The organism is Rhizobium sp. Leaf453, assembly GCF_001425605.1.
GTDB lineage: Bacteria > Pseudomonadota > Alphaproteobacteria > Rhizobiales > Rhizobiaceae > Pararhizobium.
Map to the genome: position 1 here is coordinate 1 of NZ_LMRG01000010.1, position 24979 is coordinate 24979.

The window sequence follows — 24979 nt, forward strand, 5'->3', positions numbered from 1 at the left end:
CGCCAGCAAAAGACGGATGGTCAGACGAAACAGGTCGCCAGCAAAAGACGGATGGTCAGACGAAACAGGTGGGGGGTCAAAATTGGACGCCGGTCACCCCGCCAGAGGGGTCAATATTCCACGCCGAAACACACCGTGAAGCGATAGATTTAAACATCAGCCTCGATATCATTGCGCTCGACGTTCTAGACTGGAACGACAAAGTCGTGGCGACCATCCCAATCGAGGATGCGCTCAACGGATATCCGATGAAGCATTGAAGCGTGCGCTGGCATGTCGACGTTGAGGATGGGTTCGCCTGGTCGGTCACTTGGTGAAGGTGGATGGCGGGGCTGAGTGACCCGCCTATGATCCAGGCGCGCGGGGTTCAGGATCGAGTGAATACCAAATAAACTAGCCGCTTGCTATTCTACCGACTACGTGCGCTAGTCTCTCCTTTGGAGAAAGCTATGCACGGTTTCGTTCGATGCCTCGTCGCGGTGAGTTTCTTAGCTGTTGCCCCATCCTTGAGTTTCGCCGTGGATGGACCGCAGGAAATATTCCTCTCAAACAGTGATGTTCCAACGAGCGTTTCGGGTATGACGGCTGGCGGATCGGCAGCTGTGTATACGATACGTTCTTTGCGAGGTCAGCAGATGAAATTTTCGGTTCAAGCAAGCAATGACGACTGCGGCTTTGAAATATCAAAGAGCGACCAGTTGGGGTTGTTGACCGATATCAAGATCTTTCCGGCGACTTTTGAAGACCAGGCTGCGGAGGGCGTCGTCTACAAAATGTCGCTTTACCAAAGTCGCACTGCGTTTATGGAAAACATTACCTGCACGTTTTCAATGCAAGTCACCGACTAATTTGCGGATTTTGATTCGTCTGGGGCGATGGGAGCTGTGGCCACCAACTTGCTTGTCTTGAGAAAAGCAAGTACTGCCAGTCAATGACTGAAGATTTTGACCAAGTAGCAATTCTAAAGCTCTTGAGAAGCGTGGCTGAAGCTCGCCGGAATACGGCACTTGCGATGCTGAATGCTTACGCGGCTGACGTTTTTCCCAAGGAAGCGACGCGAGATGATGTCGCTCTCTGGGAGGCCGAACTTGCCGACGCGGAGCTAGATATTCGGGGCCTAAGTAATTAGCCAACTGATCTCTAGCCATTCTGTACCCCCGCTGGGAGGGCGCGAGCAGTCCGCAGCATGTAGGTTCTGCTCTGAACAGCTGCTATAAGAGCCGGCCCTGAATGGGTCTGCTCAACCATGAAGCCGCCTTCGTTCTTCCATGCGGTCGGGTCGATGATCTGCGCGATGGCTACTCGGTCAAGCGCGTGAAGAAGCTTTTGGATACCCGCACTTGAAGTTGGGGAGCGGGGTTGCCTCGGCAGTGTGTCGGGCTATCTTCGATAAGATGCAGACAGAGCCGCAAAATACAGCCAACGACAATACGCCTGCGCCGCAGCCAACGCCATTGAGTCCGTCGTATGGATCGGCTTGGGGCTGCACACGTCGTATTAGAGCGTTTCCCTGACTGATTGAATCGGATGGCTTTGCAAATCAGTCTCGTTCTGATTCAAACTATCTGCCGATGGAGGTCGGCAGATATGTCGAGAGCCCTTTCCGTTGATCTTCGCATACGTGTGCTCGCTGCCGTGAACGGCGGCGCATCGCATAGAGAGGCTGCCGAGCGTTTCGGCGTTAGCGCAGCCAGCGTGAGCCGTTGGCGTCACTTGCAAATCCAGCAGGGAAATGTTCGACCCGGTCCACTCGGCGGCGACCGCAATTCCCACAAGACAGAAGCGCATGCCGATCTGATCATGACCTGGCTCGGCGAGCACCGGGACGGCACCCTTTTCGAGCTTCGCAAAGCCTTGGCTGACCAAGGCATTTCCATCAGCAAGTCGGCGCTGCATCGCTTTCTTGTCCGGCACGAACAAACGCGCAAAAAAAGACTGGCCATGCGGTAGAGCAAAGCCGTCCGGACGTGCTGGAAAAGCGGCAATGCTGGTTCGAGGAGCAACTCGATCTCGATCCAGAGCGGCTCGTGTTCATCGACGAAACCTGGACCGCGACCAATATGGCCCGTACTCACGGGCGATGCCGCAAGGGCGAACGGTTGCGGATGGGTTTCCCTCACGGTAATCGCAAGACGACTACACTGGTTGCGGGCCTCCGCAACACGGGAATGGTCGCGCCACTTGTCATAGACGGACCGATCAACGGTGAATGGTTCGAGGCGTATGTCGCTAAGGTTCTGGTTCCGACATTGAAACCAGGGGACGTTGTCATCCTCGACAATCTGTCCAGCCACAAACGACCGGCAGCAAGGGAACTGATCGAGGCAGTCGGCGCGACAATGATGTTCCTTCCACCCTACAGCCCGGACTTCAACCCCATTGAGAAGGCCTTCTCCAAGCTCAAGGCTCTCCTGCGAAAAGCTGCGGAGAGAACCGTCACCGGACTGTGGGATCGCATCGGCAAGCTGATTGATATGGTCGAACCGCAAGAAGCCCAGAACTACTTCAACTCCTGCGGCTATGATCCAACATGACAGGGAAACGCTCTAAATTGCTGGAGTGATCTTGGGGCGGCGGGGTGCAGTTCTGTTCACGTTTCGGTCCTTGCAAGGATTACCTTTGGGTATATTGCAGAACGTACAGAGGACTTACATAGAACCTTCAGGCTGGGCGAGACCTGGCTAACCGGGGAAGGTAAATTGCCAGGTCTCTGACCGGCCATGGGATGGGGATCTTCTGCCGGCTCCAGACACCATATTGACAGTCAATCTATCGATCAAGGCAGCGCCGCTCGTTTGATCTAGGGGAGCGAGTTCAGGGCTCCACATCCATCGTTGATGGAAACCCCAAAAGCTTCATACACTCTTCGATGAGTTCTTCGGCACCCTGCGCATCGATCAGCAACCGCACTGGCTCGGCATCTGTCTGCATCGTACATCCCGAGTTCCGGCTCAGCCGAAATCGTACGATCCTTGACCGCAGAATTTTTGTAGCGGCAGAGTTCCGTTTCTCGGACATGCCACTATTGTAAACCGACCCGAAAATCTAGCAACGATCCGGTTGACTTTGGCGCGCGCAGCTTTGAACAGCTATCGTTCGCGGCGCCTAAAGACAATTAACTGGCAGGTAACAACAAACGAGCGTTGCAAAGAGGCGTTAGGTATGCGGAAACTCTGATGGCCTGCGATGTGCTTTTGCGCATCGGCTGAAAATCCTGGTCAAGAAATCGAAGGGATTTTGCTTCGAACAGGGACATGACATCTCGAAGCGCTTTCCCGGAGCAGAGCCATGCCACAGACGGATATTTCAGACCTAACTCACTTGGAGGTCGTGACATTACCCCGTCGTTGTGAAGCCATCCTCGTGGTCGAGGACGAGCCCTTTATCGCACTGGATATTGATGAGGTTCTTAGGGCAGCGGGACTAACGGCCGAAATCCGATCGTCACGAAGCGACGCGTTGAGATGGCTTGAGCGCAGCAGCCCGGCGGCCGCCGTGCTTGATCTGCACCTGCGCGACGGCGACGGCTTGGCCATTGCGCTGATCTTACAGGCGCGGGGCGTCCCTGTAATCTTCTGCTCCGGCGGAGATCCGTCGGATCTTCCAAATGACTTCAAGGTAGAGGCCTGGGTCAGTAAGCCATTCGTAGACGGAGAACTGATCGCTGCGGTGCGGTTGGCGATCACCGACCGAGACCCTCATCAGCAGATCGAGTGAAAGTGATGTTCCGCGCGAAAATGGGACTCAACGTCTGCACAAAGTTATGCTTTGATAAGAACGTTTTAAGGTGACCCGTCCTGCGACGGTATTTCATCACGTATGGTAGCCCCGGTCTGCGTGCGCTGGACCGGGGCGTTATTCATCAATTCAGACGCCGACTTGAGCGGCCCCTAATGTGAGTGAGGCCCGGAGACAGCGTCCGATCCAGACGCCACAGAAGAGATATCGAGATCTCGTTGTGTCGAATTGAACCCGTTGCGTTCAGCACCATCTTGCAGCGTCCAAGACATCCGGTCCACCCAAATCTTCCTTTCAGCCAGGATTGCCCGCGCAATGACAATTGCTGCATGGTCCTCGAAGTATTCCTCGGACACACCTTCAATAGCGGAAATCGCTGCCCAGACGTCGTTTGGAAATTCATTTGAGAAAGCCATAAGTATTTCCTCAATACGCGGACGCGGCAACCAACAACCAGATACCTCTTCAACATCCGGAGACTGATTTGCTCCGACTAATGAGCCAACAGCAAGTTGGACGATAGGGACATATGATGGTGCGGAGCGGGGTTCGCGGCGCATAGGACTTTGGTCTCAACGGAGGGGCATTGGTCTACTGGTCCTTGCCACACTTCGTAACAGCGCCACCCTCCTTCATTCCAACAGGCCAGATTTGGCTTCAAAGGAAGGAGAATGACGATGAACATGACCCGAACAATCTCGACGGCGGCTATTGCGATCGGAGTGGCGTTGGCGGGTAGCCCAAGCTACTCGTTAGCGAAAGACGGCGGCAACCGCGGCAATAGCGGTGGAGGGCATGAAAGTAGAGGCGATAGTGGCAAAAATTCCTCAGTCGACAGAGGACGCGACAATTCCGCCTCGAAGGCACAAGAGCGCCGCTCATCAAAAGCGCTTCAGCGAGAAAGCGCCTCAGTCAAGAGCTCCAAGTCAGACGTATCTTACAAAGCAGGCTTAAACTCTCTGAACCGGAATTATCACGCCTACCTCAATTCGAATGATCCGAGATTTCAAGAGTTGTTTTCCTATGTCCGGGAATATGCCGAATATGAACTGAAGTACGGCGAAGGCTCAATCCCAACCGATGAGGACCTTTCGGACCAAGCGTTGCGTGACGCCCTTGCCAAAGCGGCGGGGACTGAAACCATATCGGACGAGACGCTGAGCTGGGCAAAATATGTCTTGGGCGTTGGGCCAAGAGCGGGCAAAATCGATGAGGTCCGACGGCATCTCGCTGTACGCGGTTGAGATTGGTATCTATCGACGTGCGGGGCTTGCGGGCTCCGCAGTTTCCCGCTTTCATCGGGACAGCATTGGTTTGGCGCAGTGATAGGGAGAGGACTGCAGGATGCGCGAGTACCTAACCTCAACGGAAAAAATTGAGTTGAGCGAGTCAGACCTGATGATCATGGAAAGCGTGTTCGAGAAGCTAAAACTCGAAACTGTATATCGCGGAAATCCCGAGAACGTCCGCCGTTTGGCGCGCTCGATCATAGCGCTCTACAAGTCAGTTGCACGTGATCCGGAAAAACTGGTTCAGATCCTCGCTTTTGAAAATCGAGATTAGCCAGGCGTCCCCTCCCCTAGCACGTATTGTCCTGTTTTGATCAAATGCGCCATTTGGGGAGAACACAGCTATTTGCATAACTGAAAGATAACCCCGCGTATTGTAAATTGAGGTAACTTCGCTTCAACGCGACCTGATTTAGATATTCCTCAAGGTCCTTGGGCTAAACTGAAGCCCGTTGCACAAGTGGGGCGCCGCTTCTGAGTTCTTCTGCCGGTAGACATTAAACCCGGTTCCCCTCCTGCGGCAACGTGGGAGGGTTTTGTTTTTGATCCTGGGGTGGCGGTTATCAGCGTTCCGCTAAGATATTTTCTGTAATGCAGAAGTGAAGCCGCTACCGGGAGTGACCGCAAGCGAACCGGCTTCGCGTGTTCTGGAAAAACTCGACGGCGAAGGACAAAAGTTTGACCGCGTTTGCCGCTATCTCACCGCACTGATCGTTTTGCATGCATTGGATTTGCGGAGCCGTGGCCTTCTTGCAAAGGGCTTTTGGGCTATCAGTGGGCTTTTGTTCTTTTTGTATATATCGGCGTCTTCGTTCTCATTGTAGGAATCTACTGCGAGGCTAAGAAGTCAACACTTGCAGCTGATCAGAACTAAAAACTGACTTTGATTAGTGGAGCGGTATAAGGCTTACCGTGAAAAACTCCGCGCGCTTAGCGTCGCCATTCAGGGTGGGCTGCGACGACTCCCCGATTGGCAGGTACGTCGGCGCAGTGACGGCGTGGTACCGGCCCTAAGAGCCGGTACGTCTTGGCAGTACCACCTCATTCGACGGGTAAGATAACGCTATTTTCCGACGTGCTCTTGACCGGCTTTTGACCTGGTACATGAGACATGGTCCGGGTGCGGCTCTCGAGTTCGTCGCCGTTGGCCCGTGTTTTGGTCTGCGATTTACTGAATGTTCCCTGATCCAGGGCTTGCGCCTTCGACTGCGCTTTCAACTGATTGTCGTTCTCCTGAATTTTGGTTCGGCTTTTCGCCTTACCATCGATAGAAGCAGCGCTGGCGGCCGAGCCGATCGAGGCAGTTGATCCATCGTCGGTCACGCATGCACCTGCAGTTCCAAGGGTACTTGCAGATGTTCCGTCTGCTGAAGCACTGCCACCGGAGCCGACCGTGCCGGCAGCAGCACAATCTTCAGCGTGGGATATTCCGGCTGAGGCCGACATAATCATCGCAAGGCTTGCGACAAGGGGTAAAACGTAGCGCATCACAAAACCTCCTTATGGCTTGGCTTTTTCGACATAGCATGTGCCATCCGAGTTCCGTGTGACGACTGCACCGTCCGGACGGGTTATGCTTGAGGTGGAAAGGGCGCTTGTTGTCCCGTCACCCGATGCGGTGGCACTCGCACCAGACGTGGAGCCGCCAGCGGAATGCGTGGTAGTCGGTTTGCCTCCAACTCTCGTCGAAGAGCTGACCTTGCCACCCCCAGCTGTAACGGTCGTGGAGTTGCCTGCGTCTGTTACGCTGGTGCTTTCGATGATCGTGCACGTTGTGCCATCGTCCAGCTTTATCGTCTCCGCCAGGGCTGCGCCGCACAGGGAGACACCGAATGCTGTCGTCAAGATTTTCCGGATCATTGTAATTCTCCTGCAAAGGCCGGCTGCTTGATCGCAGCCGGCGTGATTGAACAATTAGCAAGAGCCGTCGTTCTTCTTGGCTTTGCCGGGAGGGCATTTCTTGTTGGACGTGTCGTCCTGCGCGGCACCAGCAGCGCTACCCGCGGTTCCCACCGAACTGCTGGCGTCACCGTCACCGACAGAGGTCCCAGCCGTTCCGAGCGTCGACGCAGCACCAGAGCCTTCGCCGTTCCCGGCCGCCGACCCTGCCGTACCAACCGAGCTGCTGGCTTTTCCGTCACCAACGGATGTGCCGCCCGTCCCGAGCGTGGAGGCAGCACCCGCCCCATCACCTGCGCCCGCAGCCGAGCCTGCGGTTCCAACCGAGCTGCTGGCCTGACCATCGCCGACAGACGTGCCGCCCGTTGCAAGAGTTGATGCGGAACCATTGCAGTCCGTGCTACCTGCAGGACACTCGGTACCGCCGGCAGAGGATCCTGCAGTCCCGACTGTGCTGTTTGCGGTTCCGTCTCCGACATTGGTTCCGCCTGTTCCGACTGTGCTGCTGGACTGGGCAAAAACGGTGGTAGTCGAGCTCGCGAGAAGTGCGGCAGCGAGAACAAACGATGTAAGGGTTTTCATCTCTATCTCCTTGTTTTCCATTGAAGCTACGACCTGCAATCGCTGTCGAAGCATGGTGGCAAACTTGGAGAATCAGGTATTGTTTCGTCCTTTAGGACCTATGCGGTAACGCTCCGACCCTAGGTCTTAATAGGGCTAGGACTTAAGCCTACAACGCTACCCCTTGAGTGCGTCAAGAGCTGGTGGAGCGCGTTTTCGAGGTTGAGGAGTTGATCCTGGAGCGCGGGTCACGAATGATTAAAAGTCCCATCCTACACTGTAAGCGTTCGGTGAAGTGGAATTGACCCGATCAGATGACGGTTACGCGGCAAGCCGAAGAAGTCTTCTCGTCCCATAGAGCGCCCATAGCTTTCACACTCGTACGGCAAGCCATGGAAGCAGAGGACGGCGTTGGCACTCTCGTGTAGTCCTCGGCCGTCGAGAACGGGCGGTTGTGCTGGAAGCGCGCGGCGAAGGCGTCATCGTGTGGACGCTTCGCTTCGGAGATGAGGTGCGGCCGGAAAGCGAGTATTTTACTGGCATAGATAAGAAGGCGGATGCCGAAGGCGTTTCAACACTTGAGGCAGTCACCAAAAACGGCTGAAGGATTGGTCGCCGGATATGGTGTCCGACCCGATCCAGGAAAGCTTGCTCGAACCCTGCCTTTGCGACTTCAGGCGGATCGGCCTTCTCTGCTTGGCCGACCTCCGTATCGAGCATATGGGCGCGCTTAAAAAACTTGGTTTTGTCCGACCGGGCGTAAGGCATGTGTTTTTGGCGGCTGGATTATGTATACGACAGCCCGTGAAGAAAAGTGGAAATGGAGCGATCTGCCGGTCAGTGGCCCTCCAAGTCGCCGGCCTCTGATGTGTGAACTGTGTGGTCGGATCCACTCCATCTGGTATGGCGCGCTTCCCAAGGGTCTTCCGGCCCAGCCTACCCCTGATAGGGTATTTTTGCGCGTGTGCGAACGCCGGGGGGAACCTGTCATGGTTTGGGTCGTTCTCCGGTGCCATAAATCAGGAGATCGCCATGCCTCAAGACAATCGCCCAATGCCGCCCCAGCCAAAACAAGAACAGGCACCTCCGGGCGAGACCAAGCTCATGCAGCCGGTTCCTGATCATGGCGAGCAGTCATATAAAGGATTGGGGCGTTTGAAAGGCAAAGTGGCATTGATCACAGGTGGAGATTCCGGTATTGGCAGAGCGGTGGCGATCGCATTTGCCCGCGAGGGTGCCGATATCCTGGTTTCGTATCTGAGCGAGCACGAAGACGCGGAAGAGACGGCCCGCTGGGTACGGAACGCTGGTCGCCAACCTGTGGTCGCCCCTGGTGACATCAAGAGCGAGGCCTTCTGCAACGCCTTGGTGGAGAGGGCTGTCGAAGAACTGGGAAGCATTGACATCCTCGTTAACAATGCCGCCTTTCAGCGAACCTATAATTCCATAGAGGACATCCCTGCTGACGAATGGGATGAGACCTTCCGGACAAATATCTACGCGCCCTTCTATCTCTCGAGGGCCGCAATACGCCACATGAAGCCTGGCAGCTCGATTATCAACACGACATCAATCCAGTCACGGCAGCCATCATCATCGTTGCTTGCGTATGCTTCAACGAAAGGGGCCGTTTCAAATTTCACTGCCGGCCTTGCAGAGATGGTTTCCGACAAGGGGATACGCGTCAATGCGGTTGCCCCTGGCCCGATTTGGACGCCGCTTATCCCATCAACGATGCCACCCGAAAAGTCTGCATCGTTCGGCAAGCAGACGCTGATCGGCCGTGCCGGACAGCCAGCGGAACTTGCAGGGGCTTACGTACTCCTCGCGTCCGATCTCGGTAGCTATATGACGGGCGCTGTCATCCCTGTGACCGGGGGAGAGATCATGATCTAGATCGGCGACTGAATACCAAACGACGCCTGTTGATCGGCCGGGCACCGCTAGTTTCGTGGAGTTCAATGCATGCAAGTCTTGTCCGCCGCATCGGAAGTTTATCCCCTCATCAATACTGGCGGATTGGCGACGTGACGGGAGCGCTTCCGAAAGCGTTGACGTCGTAGGGATCAACATCCGGACGATCATGCGCGGCTATGCGGGTACTCTGGAAAAACTGGTCGACGCGCGCCATAGGCTGACGTGGAGCTGCTAGGCGAGACCGCGAAGGTTTATTCAGGTCGCCATGACGGGATGGCTGTGATCATCCCTGTTCTCTTCTACCGCGATGGCGGCCCGTATTTGGACCGCGAAGGAGCGGACTACAGTGACAACTGGAAATGCTTTGCCGCCCTGTCGTCTGCGGCGGCACAGATCGCCGCGAATGGCCTTGGTGGTTGGCGGTCGGACATCGTGCATCTGCATGATTGGCAAAGCGGGCTTGCGGCCGCGTACCTGAAGGCGATCGGCGCATCGGTGCCCGTCGTGCTTTCAGTCCACAATCTCGCATTTCAAGGTCAGTCCTGCCTGAAAACTTTCGCGAACTTCAGTTGCCGGGTGACTTCTTCTCGACGGAAAAACTCGAGTACTATGGGGGCGTCCGTTTCCTTGAAGCTGGCATCGCCCTGGCAGACGCCGTCACGACCGTAAGCCCCACCATGACTATGCCTGTTAGGATCGGGCGGCAGACCATCGGTCTCTGAGAGGAGACGCGCCGGCCGGCCGACTGCACTTCGGTGATGGCCGCTTCCGAGCGGGCGATCACGGCGTCGATGGCGGCCAACTCCTTGACCATGGGATCGGCAGGATCGAGGTCGGGATCGAAGCGGGGACGCGGAGGCGGACTTCGTCGCGAATGTAGATCTGGAGCAAGTCGTTACGGGTATACCCCACCGAGTGCTTGAGGCGGAGATACCGCGTCTGAGGGAAGGCACGGACTGCAGCAGAAAGGCGCTCGTCCTAGCAGGCGCGCGAACTGGCGCTGATTCTGGAGGAGTTCCTTGCTACCGGCAATCCCGCCTCGGCACGCCGCGTCGATGTCGCTTTGCACCATCAGATTACGAATATGGCCGCCAACGACGAGCTCGCCGCCCTGACGGCCCAGCTGAGTTCAAAAGCAACTATGCGATTCGGAGCGGAGCCCTACCCTTCCCACTATCTCCAACGGGGGCGCGAGGAACATACGGATCTCGTAGAGAGCATTATCGCGCAGGATCTGGATAAAGCCTACCGCACTGCATATAAGCATTTCGCTTTAACGCTCGAGATTATCAAGGAGGCGTTCCGGAAATCCAGCGTGGGCAGAAATCCGTCGACGAGTGGATCGTAAAAAACACGGCGCTGGCGTAGGGGATATTTCAACTGAGAGGAAATGTAAAAGCTCTTGACCAAAGGCACACTAACCCTCAGAGCTCCATCCGTGGCGCTACATTGATATACTTGCCCAATCTTCATGCCCGTGGCGAATTCGCACTACGAAAATCTTTTCATCGTCTTCAAACCGATAGACGATGAGATGTGCTTTGAAGGGATGGATTCTGACTGGCGGTTCGATCTCATTCCGTTCACGCGCGATGCGTGGGTTAGCAGCTATCAGATCAAATAATGCGAAAAGTTCATCGTGGTAGCGTTTTGCCTGATCTACTCCGAACACACGGGCACCCTGCTCGGCGATCGCAATGATGTCTTCTTCCGCCTCGACAGAAAGTTTAAAACTCATGACTTGCTGGCACGAGCCATCGCCTCAGCGAAGAGTTCATCCTTTAATCGAATACCAACGCCACTTTGGAGCCCGGCCTCGACGAAACTTTGCATGGCGGCAATCTTGTCGTTTCGTGTCTGGTCGCGTCGGATGAGGTCCCGCACGTAGTCGCTCGCGTTCGAATATCGTCCAGTCCGGGCCTGCGCCTCCACCCAATCTTTCATTGGGTCTGGAAGAGATACGTTCATTGTCGCCATCGGAAACCTCCATTTCAAAGGATTGTATTCGATTTTGGCAAAGTTTGTCAAATATCCCTACATCAGTATGGGTCGGAACTGTCCCCCATGTTTCTGCAGGTGGGATTACGCCTATTTATGGAACTAAAGCCGTTTAGCAACTCCGTGCGGGCAATGCTGACGAACAACATGAGAAGCAGCGCGGATATCCGGCGGTAACGCCTCTGCTCTTGAGTCCTTGCGCGAACGTGCCGGCTGCCTGGTGCTGAAGGGCAATCTTTTCGATTTCGCCATCATGAAGATGAGCATCGCATGGGAGGGTTTCCGCCAGCGTTACCTGAGCGATCCCGGCCATGAGGGCGTATTCGAAGGCAAGGCGGTGGTGTTCGACGGATCCAAGGATTACCACAAGCGGATCAACGATCCTTCTCTCGCCATCGACGAGCGTTCGATCCTTGTGATCCGCGGTGTAGGTCCGCTCGACTGGCTCGGCTCGGCCGAAGTCGTCAACATGCAGCCGCCGGACCACCTGCTTAAGCGCGGCATCATAAGCCTCCCGACGATCGGCGATGGCCGACAATCCGGAACCGCGGACAGCTGGTCGCCGGCCGGTGTGACATGCTAGTCGACGACGCGCAAACCGCCCAGCGGAAAACGAAGGCATCCCGGCCATTCCGGCCCGACGCCACCCCCTGGCAAATGCTTTACGGCCAGACCGTCACGCAATTGGCCGACGGCGCCACCATCAGGCATGCGGACACGTCCCGCCAGATCGCAAAGGTGCCACCCTGGCATCACTGAGTGCAACGAAGGCTTGTTGCGTTAAGACAATCACGCAACGCCTCTGAATTCCTGGTCCGCCTCGATCCGGAAAACAGGGCGGGCGGCGTTCACTTTCCCGTTGCAGGATATCAACAAAACCGTATGCCCATCGTCGCCGTATAGACCGCATAGAGCGATTTAGTGGCCGTGATGAAGAGCCGGTTACGCCGCGGACCGCCGAATGTCAGGTTGGATACCGTCTGCGGCACTAGGATCTTGCCGAGCAGGGTGCCGTCGGGCGCAAAGCAATGTACGCCATCGCCGGCGCTCGACCAGATATTGCCCGCCACATCGACGCGGAAACCGTCCGGCAGCCCCTTGTCGGTCACGCAGAGCGCCTCGCCCCCCGTCAAGGTGCCACCTGCCTGAACATCGAAGCTGCGAATATGCGCCGGCCAGTTTGTATCATGGCTCGACCAGGAATCGGCGACATAGAGTTTCGTTTCGTCAGGTGAGAAGGCAAGGCCGTTGGGCTGGCCGAAATCGTTGGCGACGACGGTCAAGGTGCCGCGCTTGGGATCGAGGCGGTAGACATTGCGCGTTGCCTGATCCTCTTCGGCCTTGAAGCCCTCGTAGTTCGACATAATGCCGTAGCTCGGATCGGTGAACCAGATCGTGTCGTCCGACTTGACCACGACGTCGTTGGGCGAATTCAACCGCTTGCCCTCGTAGCTGTCGGCGAGCACGGTGATCGTGCCATCGATCTCGGTGCGCACGACCCGGCGCGTGCCGTGCTGGCAGGAGACCAGCCGACCCTGGTTATCGCGGGTATTGCCATTTGTGAAATCGGAGCGTGGCCGGAACACCGAGACATCGCCATCCTGCGAATAGCGCATCATCCGCTCATTGGGGATGTCGCTCCAGAGGAGGCAGTTGAGATCGGCAAACCAGACAGGACCCTCGGCCCAGCGGCAACCGGAATACAGTTCGTCCAGGCCGGCGCTGCCGACGACGAGATGGCGGAAGCGCGGATCGTGGATTTCGTAGATCGAAGGTGAAGTCATTTTCCCTCCCCGAGACTGGTGGGTTCTAGCGGCCAGTTTTGAACTTGCCGCTCGCGACCAGAATGACTGAAATGATGATGAGACCCGTCAGGATGAGCCGGACACCCGCGCCGAAGCCATAGGTGTTGAGCATCGAGACGACAAGGAACATAAAGAGTGACGCGCCCCAGATACCCGGCACATTGGAATTGCCGCCGGCCACCGCCGAGCCGCCGATAACGACGACGGCGATCGAGGTCAGCAGATATTCCGCTCCCATGTTGAGCGCGGCACCGCCGGAGAAGCTTGCAAACAGGAAGCCGCAGATCGCGGCGAGCACGGCGCAGACCACATAGGTGACAAAGCGCGTACCATCGACGGGTATCCCGGCCATGCGGGCCGCAAATTGCGACTGGCCGATCGCCGAGATCCAGCGGCCATAGATGCTCTTTTCGAGCAGGAACCAGGCGAAGACAGCAAGCAAGACGGCGAAGAGGGCGATGTTCGGAACGCCACCGATATCCGATGTTGTGAAGCTCGCGAGGCTTTCGGGCGGCTTCACGCGAAGGCCGCGGTTGGACCAGATGGCGGTTGATTGCACGATGAAGCTCATCGACAGCGTGGCAATGATCGGCGGAATGCGCAAAAGCTTGATCAGCGCGTAGTTGACGATGCCGACAACCACGCCGACCGCGACGGCGATACCAAAGCCGGCCAGAACCAGGCCCTCGCCACCATCCATGTATTTCAGAGACAGCGTACCGGCCAGCGTCATGGTGGCGGGCACCGAGAGATCGACATTGCCCGGCCCGAGCGTGATCACGAACATCTGACCGATCCCGACGATCACAGAGAAGGCAGCGAAGGTGAAGGCGGCCTGGGTCAATCCGCCGGCGCTAGTGCCGCCGGTGAACAGGATAGTGATCAGCCATACGATCGATGTGGCGAGATAGGCCCAGACCCAAGGGTGGCGCGACGCAAAGCTCATGCCCGCTTCTCCCGCTTTTCCGACCGGTTGAGCAGCAGACGGACGCCGAGCACGGTGATCAGGATCGCCCCTTGCGCGCCAATCTGCCAGTCCGGTGAAATCCTTAAGAAAGACAGGAAAGAGCCGGCGAGTGCCAGCGTCAGCGCGCCGATGACGGCGCCAACGGGCGAAACGCGCCCACCGACAAACTCGCCACCGCCGAGAATAACGCCTGCGATAGAAAGTAGCGTATAGCGCAGCGCGATATTGGCGTCCGCCGAAGTCGTGAGGCCGACGAGCAGAATGCCGGAGAGAACAGCGAGGAAGCCGGCCGTCGCATAGGCGCCGGCGCGGATCGCCAGCACGGACCAGCCGGCGCGTTCCACCGAGCGCGCATTGCCACCGACGCCGCGCACCAGCACGCCGAAGGTCGAGCGCATCACCACAAAGTGGGCGATGACGGCGATGATGACGGAGGCGACAATCGCCATCGGCACGAAGGGCGGCTTCGACGTCATCAGCCAGCGCGCCCATTCCGGCGCGGCGCCGCCAGGTGCAGGCAGGATCAGCACGGCAAGCCCGCCCCAGACGAAGCTCATGCCGAGCGTCACGACGATCGACGGCAACTCCCTGAGATGGATGACAATTCCGAGTACGGCGTAGGCGGCGATAGCGCCCGCCAGGATCAGGATGCCGATGACGGGATCGGATTGTAGGAAGGTGGCGGTGACGCAGGCGGCAAAGCTGACGAATGTGCCCATGGAAAGATCGAGGTCGTTGACTGCCATGATCATCATCTGGGCAACGGTCGCGAGCGCGATCGGCACGGCGAGATTGAACAGCAGGTTCAGCCCCATATAGCTCATGGCCCGCGGCTGGATATAGAAGACCGCGCCGAGCAAAACGGCAAGCGACAGGGCCGGCACGATCTGACGGATGGTCGAGGAACTTAAGACCGTCATGCCGCCTCTCCCTCGAAGGACGCTTCCAGCACCCTACCCTCGGTGATATCGTCGCCTACGAGCTCGGCCGATATCACCCCGTCGCGGAAGACATAGACGCGGTCGCAAAGGCGGATTTCATCCATCTCGGTCGAGTACCAGAGGAAGGTGCGGCCAACGGCGGCTTCGGCGCGCAACATGGAGTAGACCTCTTGCTTGGTCCCGACATCGACGCCACGCATCGGGTCGTCCATCAGCACCATGGTAGCGCGGGTGGAGAGCGCCCGGGCGAAGAGCACCTTCTGCTGATTGCCGCCGGACAGGGACAGGATGCCGTTCTTCATGTCGGGCGTGCGGATTTCGATACGCTTCTTCCAATCCTCGCCTAGCGTCTTTTCATGGTCACGCTTGACGAAACCGGCGGTGGCGAAGCCGCCCAGCGACGAGATCGAAAGATTGTTGAGAATGCTCCACAGCGGAAACGTTCCGTTGAGACTGCGGTCGCCGGCGACGAAGGCCACCGCGCTGCCTTGACCGGGTAGCCAGTCGCTGCTCAGCGTGCGGTAGAGCGAGAGGAGCATGTCAGTCTGGCCGTGGCCGGCAAGACCTGCAAGGCCGATCACCTCGCCCTTGTGTGCTCGAAACGGCAGGCCCCTGCCCCGGATAGCCGGCAGATCAACCAGTGGCGTGCCGCTCGACTGGACGACAGTGGCGTTGCGCGCCTGTTCCTTGACCACGTTCCCCATAGCCTGCACGAGGCTGCCGACGTCGAACATCGACACTTGGCGGCTGGCAACAACCCTGCCGTCCTTCATGACGACAATACGGTCGGCGGTGGAAAGAATTTCGCCGAGGATATGCGAGATCAGCAGCACCGAACCGCCCCCATCCACGAATCTCCGTACATAGTCCATCAGCTGCCTTGCGAGACCGGCATCGAGCGAGGACGTGGGTTCGTCAAGGATGACAAGGCGCGGCGCTTCATGCACCCTGGCGAAGATGATGGATATTTCCACCATCTGCCGCTCCGCGATCGAGAGATCTTCGACGGCGGCGGTGCAATCGATATGATGGCCGGGAAAAATCTCGTCGAGCTTGGCACGGATGATGGACAGCGCCCGGCCGCGCCAGCCGAAGCCCCTCAGTTCCGGATGCATGACGCGGGTGTTCTCCACCACCGTCAGGTTCGGGCAGAGAGAAAGTTCCTGGAAGACGCAGCGCACGCCATTGGCCCGCGCAACGGCGATACCCGTGCCGGCATCGCGACCGGCATAGCGAACCGCGCCGTCATGCGGCGCAAGCCCGCCATTGATGACATTGACGATGGTTGATTTGCCGGCGCCGTTATGACCGACAAGGCCGACGCACTCGCCGGGCTCGATCGTAAGATCAACACCGTCGAGCGCCTTGACCGGGCCGAAATGGACCTTGACCCCCTCGGCGGCCACGACGGAGATATTCTGGGCGGCGTCAGTCATGAACCGGTTTACGCTCGAAATTTCAGGGAAGTCGAACGATTGCCGGCAAGCCTACCCCGCCGGCAATCCATTTCCATCGCGCCAGAGGCGCCGATGCACGTCCTTACTTGGCCGCGTCCGCGATCACCTTCTTGGCGTCGTCGAGCGAATATTCGACATTGGCAACGCCGCCCTTCTGGGTGGTTTCGAGGTTCTTTTCGAGATTGTCCTGGTCGATGCGCAAGAAGGGCACGACCAGATCCTGCGGCACCTTCTGACCATCGAGCACCTGCTGGGCGACCCAGAAGGCGAGCGTCGATACGCCCGGCGCGATCGAGACCGACATGGTCTCATAGCCGCTCGCATCCTTCTGCTGCTTCCACCACTGCAATTCGTCCTCGCGATTGCCCATGATGATGAGCGGGGTCGGACGTTTGGCGGCAGCGAATGCCTGCGCGGCACCATAGCCGTCACCGCCCTGTGTTACGACAGCGGCGATTTCGGGCAGGCTTGGGAGGATGCCGGCGACATTCTTCTGGGCCACGTCTTGCGCCCAATCGCCATGGACCGAGCCGGCGATCTTGAACTGCGGATACTTCTTCACGCCTTCGTGGATGCCGGCGGAGATCTCGTCATCGACGAAAACACCGGCGAGGCCGCGGATTTCGAGAAGATTGCCACCATCGGGCATCTTCTTGGCGAGATATTCGACTTCACTCATCCCCATCGCCTTGAAATCGACGGCGATGCGATAGGCGCAAGGCTCGGTGACGATGCCATCGAAGGACACGACGACGATGCCGGCATCGCAGGCTTCCTTGACGGCACCGTTGAGCGCGGTCGGCGAAGCGGCGTTAATGACGATGGCGTTATAGCCTTCGAGGATCATGTTCTGGATCTGCGCGGCTTGCTCGGTCGCCTGGTTCTCGGCTGTCGTGAACGGGTCGGCTGCCGCAACCACGCCGGCCTTTACGGCTTCCTTGGTCACCTTGTCCCAGCTGGTCAGCATGGCCTGACGCCAGGAATTGCCGGCATAATTGTTGGACAGCGCAATTTTCTTATCCGACGTATCGGCAGATGCGGACATCGGCATTAAGGCGACGAGCACAGCAGCTGACGCCAGCAGTATTGTCCTGTTGTTCATAATCTCTCTCCCTCTGGTCGGCCCTCTTTCGGCCGCATTCCGACACCGTCTCCTCACGGTAACCGAAACTGTTATTGCACCGAGACCGTTGTCCTACGCCCTTGCGCTAAGCACATGGCCTCAGTAAGAGCATGATGGCCGATAACGCCATGGTTGCCTAGTCAGGTCTCGGCACGCAGTTTGCGGGTTCCCGCAGAAAATATGCGGGATGCCGCAGGACTGAAGGGTGCTCTTGCCTCAATATATGAGCAGCATGGGCGATTGGAACAGCGCCTGAACGGGAGGAGGTCCCGACATGCTCGGCCCGACATCATCGACCCTTCTCGACCAGTACCTAACCATTTCGCGCCTGCTCGCCGGCCAGCTCGATTTTCATTCCGTCATACGCGCCGTGGCGGCCGAGGTCAGCCATATTATCCCTCATGACCATATGGATGTCTGCATCATAACGCTCGACGGCAAGTATCACACTGCTCACGAGAGCCCCTTCGAAACAGCGTGGGGCCAAACCCCACCAGCGCCGATTTCCAACAGCCCGATCCGCAGTCTGCTCTATGGTGAGGTCGAGACCATGTTGACCGACAATGCCTGCGAGGACCCGCGCTTTCACTATAAAGGTTCCTATTCCGCGCCAATCTTCGAAAGCAATCTTCGCGCGCGCCTGCATGTACCGCTGAAGGTCCAGGGTAAGATCATTGGCGCGCTCTCATGCTCCAGCCACCAGATCGGGCTTTACACATCGAACGATCTCGAAAACGCCCGTTCGATCGGTGACCTGCTGGCGCCTTACTTCTATGCATTGCGCGCCGCCGAGCAGGCCCGCGCCTCAGCGATCGTCGAGGCCGAGGCGCGGGCCCGCGAGGAAGGTCTACGGCTCGGCGCGCTGAGGCTTACCGAGGCACTGGAGACCGAGCGCCAGCGCATCGGCATGGACTTGCACGACCAGACGTTGGCCGACCTCACCAGACTGTCGCGCAAGCTGGAAAAACTCGCAAACGCGCCAACCGTCTCCACAGAAGAACTCGACCCGATTATTCGCAGCGTCCAGCACTGCATGCACGATGTCCGTCAGATCATCGAGGAGGCCAGGCCGACGGTGCTGCAACTCTTTGGTTTCGCCCAAGCGGTCGAGAACCATCTGGAGCGCTCGGTCCGCGACAGCGGCCTGTCTGTCGACTGGAACATCGCTGATAAGACCCAGGGCGTAATCGACGCACTTCCGCAGAATGTCGCAACTGCGCTGTTCCGCATCGTCCAGGAAGCCATCAACAACGCCATCCGGCATGCCAATGCCAAGCGCATTGTCGTCGAAATGTGCGCTACGCCGGCCACTCTCCGTATCGCGGTGTGCGATAACGGCACAGGCATTCCGCCGAACCAGACGCGGCAGGGCAGCGGCATTGACAACATGCGTACCCGCGCAAGGCTGATCTCCGCCCGCTTCGAGGTTGTGCGGAACAAGGAATGCGAAGGCACCTCGGTCGAGGTTAGCTTGCCAATTTCGCAGACGGCTCCCGTTTCGGCCACCCATTCCGGATGAATAACATGCAGGTCTTGATCGTCGAAGACGACCCTCTTCACCGCTCCTATCTCAACGAGGCCGTACGCTCGGCACTACCGGAATGCGACCACGTCATCGAGGCCGAAAACGGCAGCGCTGGCGAGAAGCTGGCGCGGGAGAACAAGGCTGCCCATATCGTCATGGACCTGCAGATGAACGCCCGCAACGGCATCGAGGCCGCTCGTACCATCTGGAAGGAGCGCCCAGAAACCCGCATCCTGTTCTGGTCTAACTATGCCGACGAAGCCTATGTACGCGGTGTTTCACGCATTGTGCCGGAGGGTGCGGCTTATGGTTATGTGTTGAAATCAGCCTCCGACGACCGGCTGAAACTGGCGCTTCGCTCGATATTCTTAGAGAACCAATGTGTCATCGACCGAGAGGTCCGCGGTCTGCAACAGAGAAGCCATACGAACACCGGCAGATTGACCGAAAGCGAATATGAGGTGCTGCTGGATATTGCGCTCGGCCTGACGGACAATGTGATCGCGCGTCGCCGCAACCTTTCTCTGCGAAGCGTACAGAACCGGCTTCAGCAACTTTATGGGAAGCTTGAGGTCTATCGACCCTATGGAATCGTTGGAGATGAAGGTTCCTTCAATCTAAGAGCTCGAGCGGTCAGCGTAGCGATCCTGAGAAAACTCTTGAACGTCTCATCTCTGGAGCGGGAAGACCAGGAGCTTCGTAGATGGCTGAGCCGACATCGCGACTGAAGGCGCGATGTCGGCTTCGGACATTAGCCCCGCCCCGAATGGAGAACACAGGGCGAAGGTTCACGGTTTGCAGCGTTAGGCGTGCGTGATCTTCGTGCCCAACACGTTGAGGCATTCGCGCATGAAAGCGGCAAGCCCCGTCCAGCCCTTGGCCGATACCATATTGCCGTCGACATAAGCCTCCGTGGGCTTGACGTCGATATAGGTGCCGCCAACGGCTGTGACTTCCGGCTCACAGGCGCCGAGGCCCGCGACCTTGCGTCCCTTGAGTACGCCCGGAACCGCCATCAGGATCTGCACGCCATGGCAGATCGTGAAGATCGGCTTGCCGGTGTCGTGGAAGTGGCGGACCATATTCTGAATGCGCTTGTCGGTGCGGATATATTCCGGACCACGACCGCCCGCCGCGTAGACGGCATCATACTCCTCGACGCGCACTTCGGAGAATGTCTTGTTGATGTCGGCATAATGGCCGAGTTTTTCCGTGTAGGTCTGATCGCCCTCGAAATCATGCAGCGATGTCTTGATGCGATCGCCGGCTTTCTTGTCGGGGCAGATGACGTGGACCGTATGGCCAACTGCTTCCATCCCCTGCTGGAATACAAAGATTTCATATTCCTCGGTGAACTCGCCGGTCAGCATGAGGATCTTCTTGCCGCTCATAATATATCTCCTGTTGAAATTGAATGGTCGACGCCCGGATCAACCGGGCGCCGTTGCGCATCAGAATGGCGATGCCGGGAAGTAGAACTGGTCGGCGTTCTCCGGCGTGATCAGCGGTGCACCGAGCAGGAACGAGCCGCGCACCGGTGCTTGTCCGGTGAACTGCGCGGCCGTCATGTACATCGCCGACTTAATCATCGAAGGCGGATAGGGCGTTGAGATCGGGGTGCGCTCATTCTTTTCCTTCACCATCTCGATGACCTGCTTCATGCCATTGCCGCCAAGGGCATACTTGATGTCCTTGCGGCCAGCATTGTCCACCGCTTCGAGCACGCCGAGCAGCATGTCGTCGTCATTGGCCCAGACCGCGTCGATCTTCGGATATTTGGCAAGATAATCCTGCATCAGCTTGAAGGCTTCGTCCTGGTTCCAGTTGGCATACTGGATGTCCAAAATCTTGATGTTCGACTTGGCGACGACATCGGAGAAGCCCTTGATGCGCTCATCATCGATAACGGTCGGAATACCGCGAAGCACGACGATCTGGCCCTCGCCTCCAAGCTTGTCCACGAGCCAATGTGCGGTATTGGCGCCAACGGCGATGTTGTCGCCGGCGACGTAAAGATCCTGAACGTTGGGATCGGTAAGGCCGCGGTCTACCACGGAAATGAACGTGCCGTTCTGCTTGATCTGCTCGACAGGACCGGTCAACTCTTCAGAGGTGAAAGGCAGGATCACGAGCGCGTCTAACTTGCGGCTGGCTGCCAAGTCTTCAAGCGCAGAAACCTGCGCGGTTGCAGAAGACGCGGTGGACAGAACGACGTCGATATTGGGAAAAGCGGCCTCCAGCTCCTTTTCCGCCTGCTCGGCGTGATAAACGACGCCTCCCGTCCATCCATGCGTCGCCGCCGGGATGGAAACGGCCATCGTGATTTTGTCTTCGGCCTGTGCGCTGCCGAGTGGCAGAACAAGGGCCAATGCTGCGGTCGGTAACAAAAGACCGGCTTTCTGGATCATAGACTTCATTTTCTCCTCCTTTGAAGTCAGTGCTGTTTTCAGCGGTTGGCAGTAAAGCGATGTGCCAGCATGGCGATGATGATGATGGCGCCCTGCACGGCGGCAACGAGGTATTCGGAGACCATGTCCGAAAGAACCATGACGTTGGCGATGACCTCGAGAATAAGCGCGCCGGCCACGGTGCCGCCGATGCGTCCCCGTCCGCCACGCAAAAGGGTGCCGCCGATGACGACGGCTGTGATGACCTGCAACTCCCAAAGCTGACCGGTGGTCGGCGTTGCAGCGCCGAGGCGCGGCACGTAGCAGACAGCCGCAACGGCGACGCAAATGCCCTGGATCACGTAGGCCATCGTCCGCACGGCGGCGACGTTGACGCCCGAGAAGCGTGCGACCTCGACATTCGATCCCGCAGAGGTCAGCCGGCGGCCGAACTTGGTCTTGTAGAGCAGGAACGCACACACCATGACCACGACGAAGGTGATCAGCACCGGATAGGGTATGCCGAAGAAACTGCCGAAATAAACCGGCCGATAGGCCTCACGCAAGGCCCGATCGATCGGCAGGGAACCGCCATCGGTCATAAAGGTGATGAACGCCCGGAAGATACCCATCGTGCCGAGCGTGACGATAAAAGGTTCGATCTTTCCGATCGTGACGATAAGGCCGTTGAAGAGACCGCACAGTGCTCCGACGACGAGGGCAATCCCCGCTCCCATCGGGATAGCCCAAGCGCCGAAAGAGGGAGCCAGATGGTTCATCACCATGATCATAATGCCGGTAACGAAGGCCATCATGGAGCCGACCGAAAGATCGAGGCCACCCGACGAGATGACGAAGGTTGCTCCCACAGCGATGATCGCAATGAAGGCGCTGCGGGTGATGACGTTGATCAAGTTCGCGGAGGCGATAAAGTTGGAATTCACCAGAGCGCCCAGCAGCACGATCACAGCAAGTGCGATGAAGGGCGCAAGGTCCGCCCAGCGGATGCGGCCTCCTTCGTCAGTGGGTATTATTGTTGCAGTAGCTGCGGTCATGTTCGTCCTCCCCGACGCCATCGCCCCCACCGACCGTGGCAGCGTAGACGACATTTTCCTCATTGATTTCAGTGCCGCTCAATTCGGCGACGATCCTGCCCGCGCGCATCACGAGAACGCGGTCTGCGAGGCCCACCAGCTCCGGCATCTCCGACGAGATGACAATGCAGGCCTTGCCGGCTCGCACCATGGCGTCGATGAAGTCGTAGATCTGGCTCTTGTTGCCGATATCGATACCGCGCGTCGGCTCGTCGATGATCACGACAGAAGGATCGGCCAGCATGACCTTGGCCAACAACAGTTTCTGCTGGTTGCCGCCGGAAAGCTTGCCTGCCTCAAGCCGAATCGTGCGCACGCGGATGTCGTATTCAGCGACAACCTTCTCAAGCCGCGATCGCTCTTCACCGCGATCGAGAACGGCACCCGGATTGACGGTATCGAGCGCCTGGAGCGTCAGGTTCGGGCCAAGCTTCTCCTCCAGAAGCAGGCCCTTTCCCTTCCGATCCTCGGTCAGATAGACAAGGCCGGCCTCCATCATCGTGCGCACCGAACGGTGCTTGATCTCCTTGCCGTTGAGCACGACGCTTTGCGCCTGCGACGGACGAAGGCCCATTAGCCCCTCGATCAATTCGGTCCGGCCCGCACCGATCATGCCGCCGATGCCGAGCACCTCGCCTGGCCGGACGCTGAAACTGGTGCTGCCGGTGCCATGATCGACTGTCAGATCCTTTACAGAAAGGATCGGCGCCCCTTCCGCCGGCAGACGTTTGTGGGGATAAAGCATCTCCAGTTCACGCCCGACCATAAGTTCGGCCATTTCCCGCTGGCTGAGACCAGCGGCCGGCCAGGTACCAATCAAGCGGCCATCCCGCAGGACGGTAATCCGGTCGGCCAGGGCCTGCACCTCGTCAAGGCGATGGGAGATGTAAAGGACCGCTACGCCATGATCACGCAGCATCCTCACAATCCCGAGCAGAGCTGCCACTTCATCATTGGCCAGCACTGCGGTCGGTTCGTCTAGGATGACGACCTTTCGGTCATCCAGAAGCGCACGCGCGATCTGCACGAGCTGGCGCTGGGCAAGCGGCAATGTGCCAACATGATCGCGCGGACGCGCCGTCGAGCCCACGTTCGCCAGCAACTCGGCTGTTCGCCTGTTCATGGCTCGATCATCGACCATCAGGCCGCGGCCAATTTCACGCCCCAGAAACAGGTTTTCTGCGACGGTTAAATCTGGAGCAAGCAGGATTTCCTGGTGAACCAGCACGATACCGGCCTCTTCTGCCTCCACCGCATTTCGAAATTCGATCGGCTTGCCATTCATCAGCAACCGACCCTCCGTCGGCGCAACGTGGCCGGATAGCAGTTTCATCAGCGTCGATTTGCCAGCGCCGTTTTCACCAATGATGGCATGAACCTCTCCGGGGCGGACATCGAGCGTCACATCCGAGAGAACCGTAATCTGGCCATAGGCTTTGCCCAGGCAATCGGTCCGGAGCGCTGCGAGCGCCGAATTTTCCGGCGGCGCCAAAGTTCGAGGAGAAAGGACCGCGTTCATTCGAAAGCCGAAAGCAGCCGGTCGCGCGAGCGCTCGATATGAATACGCATGGCATCGAAAGCCGCCTGCGGATCTCCGGATCGAAAAGCGACGAGCAGGTTCTCGTGCTCCTCGAGAGCTTCCTGTGTCACACGTGTATGAAACATCAGCCGGAAGATATGAAGATGCACATGCTGGTTCGAAAGTGTGTTCCGGATAACATCGTTTCCGGCAATCTTCAGGATTGCATCGTGAAAATGCGCATCCGCTCGAGCAAAGCGTGAATACCGTGTATTGCGATCGACCGGCATATCGCCATTGCCCATGTCTGCCGCAGAATTTTCAAGCTGCTGCAAAGCCTCGGGCGTCATGTTGATGGCCGCGAGCCTAGCACCCTCCGGCTCGACCAGAAGGCGGAAATCATAGAGATCCTGGAATTGTTTTTTCGTCCACTGAGGTGCCGCGCTATACCCGACAAGATGCTCCTTTCGCACAAGGCCCTCACGCTCCAGACGACTTAGAGCCTCGCGGATCGGCGTTTGGGACACGCCGATTTCCCGCGCCAGCACGTCTATCGGAATTCGAGCACCGGGCGTGATCTCCAGGGACATCAGGCGGTGATAGATGTTGTCGTAGACACCATCGACCACGCTGCTCGGACGCAAGCTTTGCCCCTTGATTTCCCGTTCAGCTGCAAATGCCACTTTCAATCTCCAGCTTGCTTCTTGACACGCCGGCATTTGTTGCAAATAAGATATCGTATGTCAAATACAATATCGT

General features: G+C 57.9%; 26 protein-coding genes and 2 pseudogenes. 13 read left to right on the forward strand and 15 right to left on the reverse strand.

Annotated elements, in window-relative coordinates:
- The 4 genes from ASG68_RS31740 to ASG68_RS12450 form a co-directional block, all read left to right on the forward strand.
- Positions 1-260 (forward strand): hypothetical protein (locus tag ASG68_RS31740; RefSeq protein ID WP_162247274.1); only part of this gene is annotated, 260 nt, incomplete at its 5' end.
- A 189-nt stretch (positions 261-449) separates the two neighbouring features.
- Complete coding sequence (locus ASG68_RS12430) at positions 450-848, forward strand: hypothetical protein (protein WP_062601951.1); 399 nt, start codon at positions 450-452, stop codon at positions 846-848.
- A 739-nt stretch (positions 849-1587) separates the two neighbouring features.
- A protein-coding gene (locus ASG68_RS30605) for an IS630 family transposase (RefSeq protein WP_200951806.1) occupies positions 1588-2534 on the forward strand; the annotation gives its coding sequence in 2 pieces (ribosomal slippage) (positions 1588-1927 and positions 1927-2534; 948 coding nt in all).
- A gap of 754 nt (positions 2535-3288) precedes the next feature.
- On the forward strand, positions 3289-3717 hold the full coding sequence (locus tag ASG68_RS12450; protein ID WP_062577169.1) for a response regulator: 429 nt from the start codon (positions 3289-3291) through the stop codon (positions 3715-3717).
- 173 nt (positions 3718-3890) lie between these two features.
- On the opposite strand, the gene ASG68_RS12455 is transcribed toward ASG68_RS12450, so the two are convergent.
- Entirely contained in the window at positions 3891-4154 is a 264-nt protein-coding gene (locus tag ASG68_RS12455) for a hypothetical protein (RefSeq protein ID WP_062577170.1), read from the reverse strand.
- Between the two features lie 255 nt (positions 4155-4409).
- Between ASG68_RS12455 and ASG68_RS12460 the strand changes: the two genes are divergently transcribed.
- Both ASG68_RS12460 and ASG68_RS12465 read left to right on the forward strand, forming a co-directional pair.
- A complete protein-coding gene (locus tag ASG68_RS12460) occupies positions 4410-4982 on the forward strand; it encodes a hypothetical protein (protein WP_156384872.1) in 573 nt (190 codons plus the stop codon).
- A gap of 100 nt (positions 4983-5082) precedes the next feature.
- On the forward strand, positions 5083-5301 hold the full coding sequence (locus tag ASG68_RS12465) for a hypothetical protein (protein WP_062601953.1): 219 nt from the start codon (positions 5083-5085) through the stop codon (positions 5299-5301).
- A 767-nt stretch (positions 5302-6068) separates the two neighbouring features.
- Here ASG68_RS12465 and ASG68_RS12470 read toward each other — a convergent pair.
- Entirely contained in the window at positions 6069-6515 is a 447-nt protein-coding gene (locus tag ASG68_RS12470; protein ID WP_062577172.1) for a hypothetical protein, read from the reverse strand.
- Between the two features lie 426 nt (positions 6516-6941).
- Positions 6942-7508: a hypothetical protein gene (locus ASG68_RS30615; RefSeq protein WP_082477974.1), complete on the reverse strand. Its 567-nt coding sequence runs from the start codon at positions 7506-7508 to the stop codon at positions 6942-6944.
- A gap of 347 nt (positions 7509-7855) precedes the next feature.
- Between ASG68_RS30615 and ASG68_RS12480 the strand changes: the two are divergent.
- The 4 genes and pseudogenes from ASG68_RS12480 to ASG68_RS33030 all read left to right on the forward strand — a co-directional run.
- Positions 7856-8144, forward strand: a pseudogene (locus tag ASG68_RS12480) (Ku protein); the annotation flags it as partial.
- Positions 8145-8519: 375 nt separating this feature from the next.
- Positions 8520-9383 carry an SDR family oxidoreductase gene (locus ASG68_RS12485; RefSeq protein ID WP_200951803.1) on the forward strand — a complete coding sequence of 288 codons (864 nt, stop codon included), beginning with the start codon at positions 8520-8522 and terminating at the stop codon, positions 9381-9383.
- A gap of 294 nt (positions 9384-9677) precedes the next feature.
- The gene (locus ASG68_RS12490) at positions 9678-10073 is read left to right on the forward strand and encodes a glycogen/starch synthase (protein WP_156384873.1); all 396 of its coding nucleotides are present in this window, start codon (positions 9678-9680) and stop codon (positions 10071-10073) included.
- A 331-nt stretch (positions 10074-10404) separates the two neighbouring features.
- Positions 10405-10752: an FCD domain-containing protein gene (locus ASG68_RS33030; RefSeq protein ID WP_413814012.1), complete on the forward strand. Its 348-nt coding sequence runs from the start codon at positions 10405-10407 to the stop codon at positions 10750-10752.
- A 96-nt stretch (positions 10753-10848) separates the two neighbouring features.
- Here the strand turns inward: ASG68_RS33030 and ASG68_RS12500 are convergent, their stop codons facing one another.
- Both ASG68_RS12500 and ASG68_RS12505 read right to left on the reverse strand, forming a co-directional pair.
- A complete protein-coding gene (locus tag ASG68_RS12500) occupies positions 10849-11142 on the reverse strand; it encodes a type II toxin-antitoxin system RelE/ParE family toxin (RefSeq protein WP_062609757.1) in 294 nt (97 codons plus the stop codon).
- Positions 11139-11381, reverse strand: a complete 243-nt coding sequence (locus tag ASG68_RS12505; protein WP_062577187.1) for a type II toxin-antitoxin system ParD family antitoxin — start codon at positions 11379-11381, stop codon at positions 11139-11141. Before ASG68_RS12505 ends, ASG68_RS12500 begins: the two co-directional genes overlap by 4 nt.
- 211 nt (positions 11382-11592) lie before the next feature.
- On the opposite strand from ASG68_RS12505, the pseudogene ASG68_RS30620 reads away from it, so the two are divergent.
- Positions 11593-12161 (forward strand): annotated as a pseudogene (locus ASG68_RS30620) (dihydroxy-acid dehydratase); the annotation flags it as partial.
- A 110-nt stretch (positions 12162-12271) separates the two neighbouring features.
- Here ASG68_RS30620 and ASG68_RS12520 read toward each other — a convergent pair.
- From ASG68_RS12520 to ASG68_RS12540, 5 genes are all read right to left on the reverse strand, one after another.
- Positions 12272-13186 carry an SMP-30/gluconolactonase/LRE family protein gene (locus tag ASG68_RS12520; RefSeq protein ID WP_062609763.1) on the reverse strand — a complete coding sequence of 305 codons (915 nt, stop codon included), beginning with the start codon at positions 13184-13186 and terminating at the stop codon, positions 12272-12274.
- Positions 13187-13211: 25 nt separating this feature from the next.
- On the reverse strand, positions 13212-14153 hold the full coding sequence (locus ASG68_RS12525) for an ABC transporter permease (RefSeq protein WP_062609765.1): 942 nt from the start codon (positions 14151-14153) through the stop codon (positions 13212-13214).
- Positions 14150-15094 carry an ABC transporter permease gene (locus ASG68_RS12530; RefSeq protein WP_062577193.1) on the reverse strand — a complete coding sequence of 315 codons (945 nt, stop codon included), beginning with the start codon at positions 15092-15094 and terminating at the stop codon, positions 14150-14152. The genes ASG68_RS12525 and ASG68_RS12530 overlap by 4 nt, the downstream gene beginning before the upstream one ends.
- Positions 15091-16551, reverse strand: a complete 1461-nt coding sequence (locus ASG68_RS12535) for an ATP-binding cassette domain-containing protein (protein WP_062577196.1) — start codon at positions 16549-16551, stop codon at positions 15091-15093. Before ASG68_RS12535 ends, ASG68_RS12530 begins: the two co-directional genes overlap by 4 nt.
- A gap of 103 nt (positions 16552-16654) precedes the next feature.
- Positions 16655-17674 (reverse strand): ABC transporter substrate-binding protein, encoded by a 1020-nt coding sequence (locus ASG68_RS12540; protein ID WP_062577200.1) that lies wholly within the window; start codon positions 17672-17674, stop codon positions 16655-16657.
- Positions 17675-17969: 295 nt separating this feature from the next.
- Here ASG68_RS12540 and ASG68_RS12545 point away from each other — a divergent pair, with 295 nt between their 5' ends.
- Positions 17970-19214 (forward strand): GAF domain-containing sensor histidine kinase, encoded by a 1245-nt coding sequence (locus ASG68_RS12545; RefSeq protein ID WP_062601957.1) that lies wholly within the window; start codon positions 17970-17972, stop codon positions 19212-19214.
- Between the two features lie 5 nt (positions 19215-19219).
- Positions 19220-19948 carry a response regulator transcription factor gene (locus ASG68_RS12550; RefSeq protein WP_062601958.1) on the forward strand — a complete coding sequence of 243 codons (729 nt, stop codon included), beginning with the start codon at positions 19220-19222 and terminating at the stop codon, positions 19946-19948.
- A gap of 75 nt (positions 19949-20023) precedes the next feature.
- On the opposite strand, the gene ASG68_RS12555 is transcribed toward ASG68_RS12550, so the two are convergent.
- The 5 genes from ASG68_RS12555 to ASG68_RS12575 are packed head-to-tail and all read right to left on the reverse strand — an operon-like array spanning position 20024 to position 24909.
- A complete protein-coding gene (locus ASG68_RS12555; protein ID WP_062601960.1) occupies positions 20024-20611 on the reverse strand; it encodes a DJ-1/PfpI family protein in 588 nt (195 codons plus the stop codon).
- Between the two features lie 60 nt (positions 20612-20671).
- A complete protein-coding gene (locus ASG68_RS12560) occupies positions 20672-21637 on the reverse strand; it encodes a substrate-binding domain-containing protein (RefSeq protein ID WP_082477984.1) in 966 nt (321 codons plus the stop codon).
- Between the two features lie 29 nt (positions 21638-21666).
- Positions 21667-22662 carry an ABC transporter permease gene (locus ASG68_RS12565; RefSeq protein WP_062601965.1) on the reverse strand — a complete coding sequence of 332 codons (996 nt, stop codon included), beginning with the start codon at positions 22660-22662 and terminating at the stop codon, positions 21667-21669.
- Complete coding sequence (locus tag ASG68_RS12570) at positions 22628-24220, reverse strand: sugar ABC transporter ATP-binding protein (protein ID WP_062601966.1); 1593 nt, start codon at positions 24218-24220, stop codon at positions 22628-22630. The genes ASG68_RS12565 and ASG68_RS12570 overlap by 35 nt, the downstream gene beginning before the upstream one ends.
- Positions 24217-24909, reverse strand: coding sequence for a GntR family transcriptional regulator (locus ASG68_RS12575; protein ID WP_062577215.1), 693 nt, complete (start codon positions 24907-24909; stop codon positions 24217-24219). Before ASG68_RS12575 ends, ASG68_RS12570 begins: the two co-directional genes overlap by 4 nt.
- Between the last annotated feature and the right edge of the window lie 70 nt (positions 24910-24979).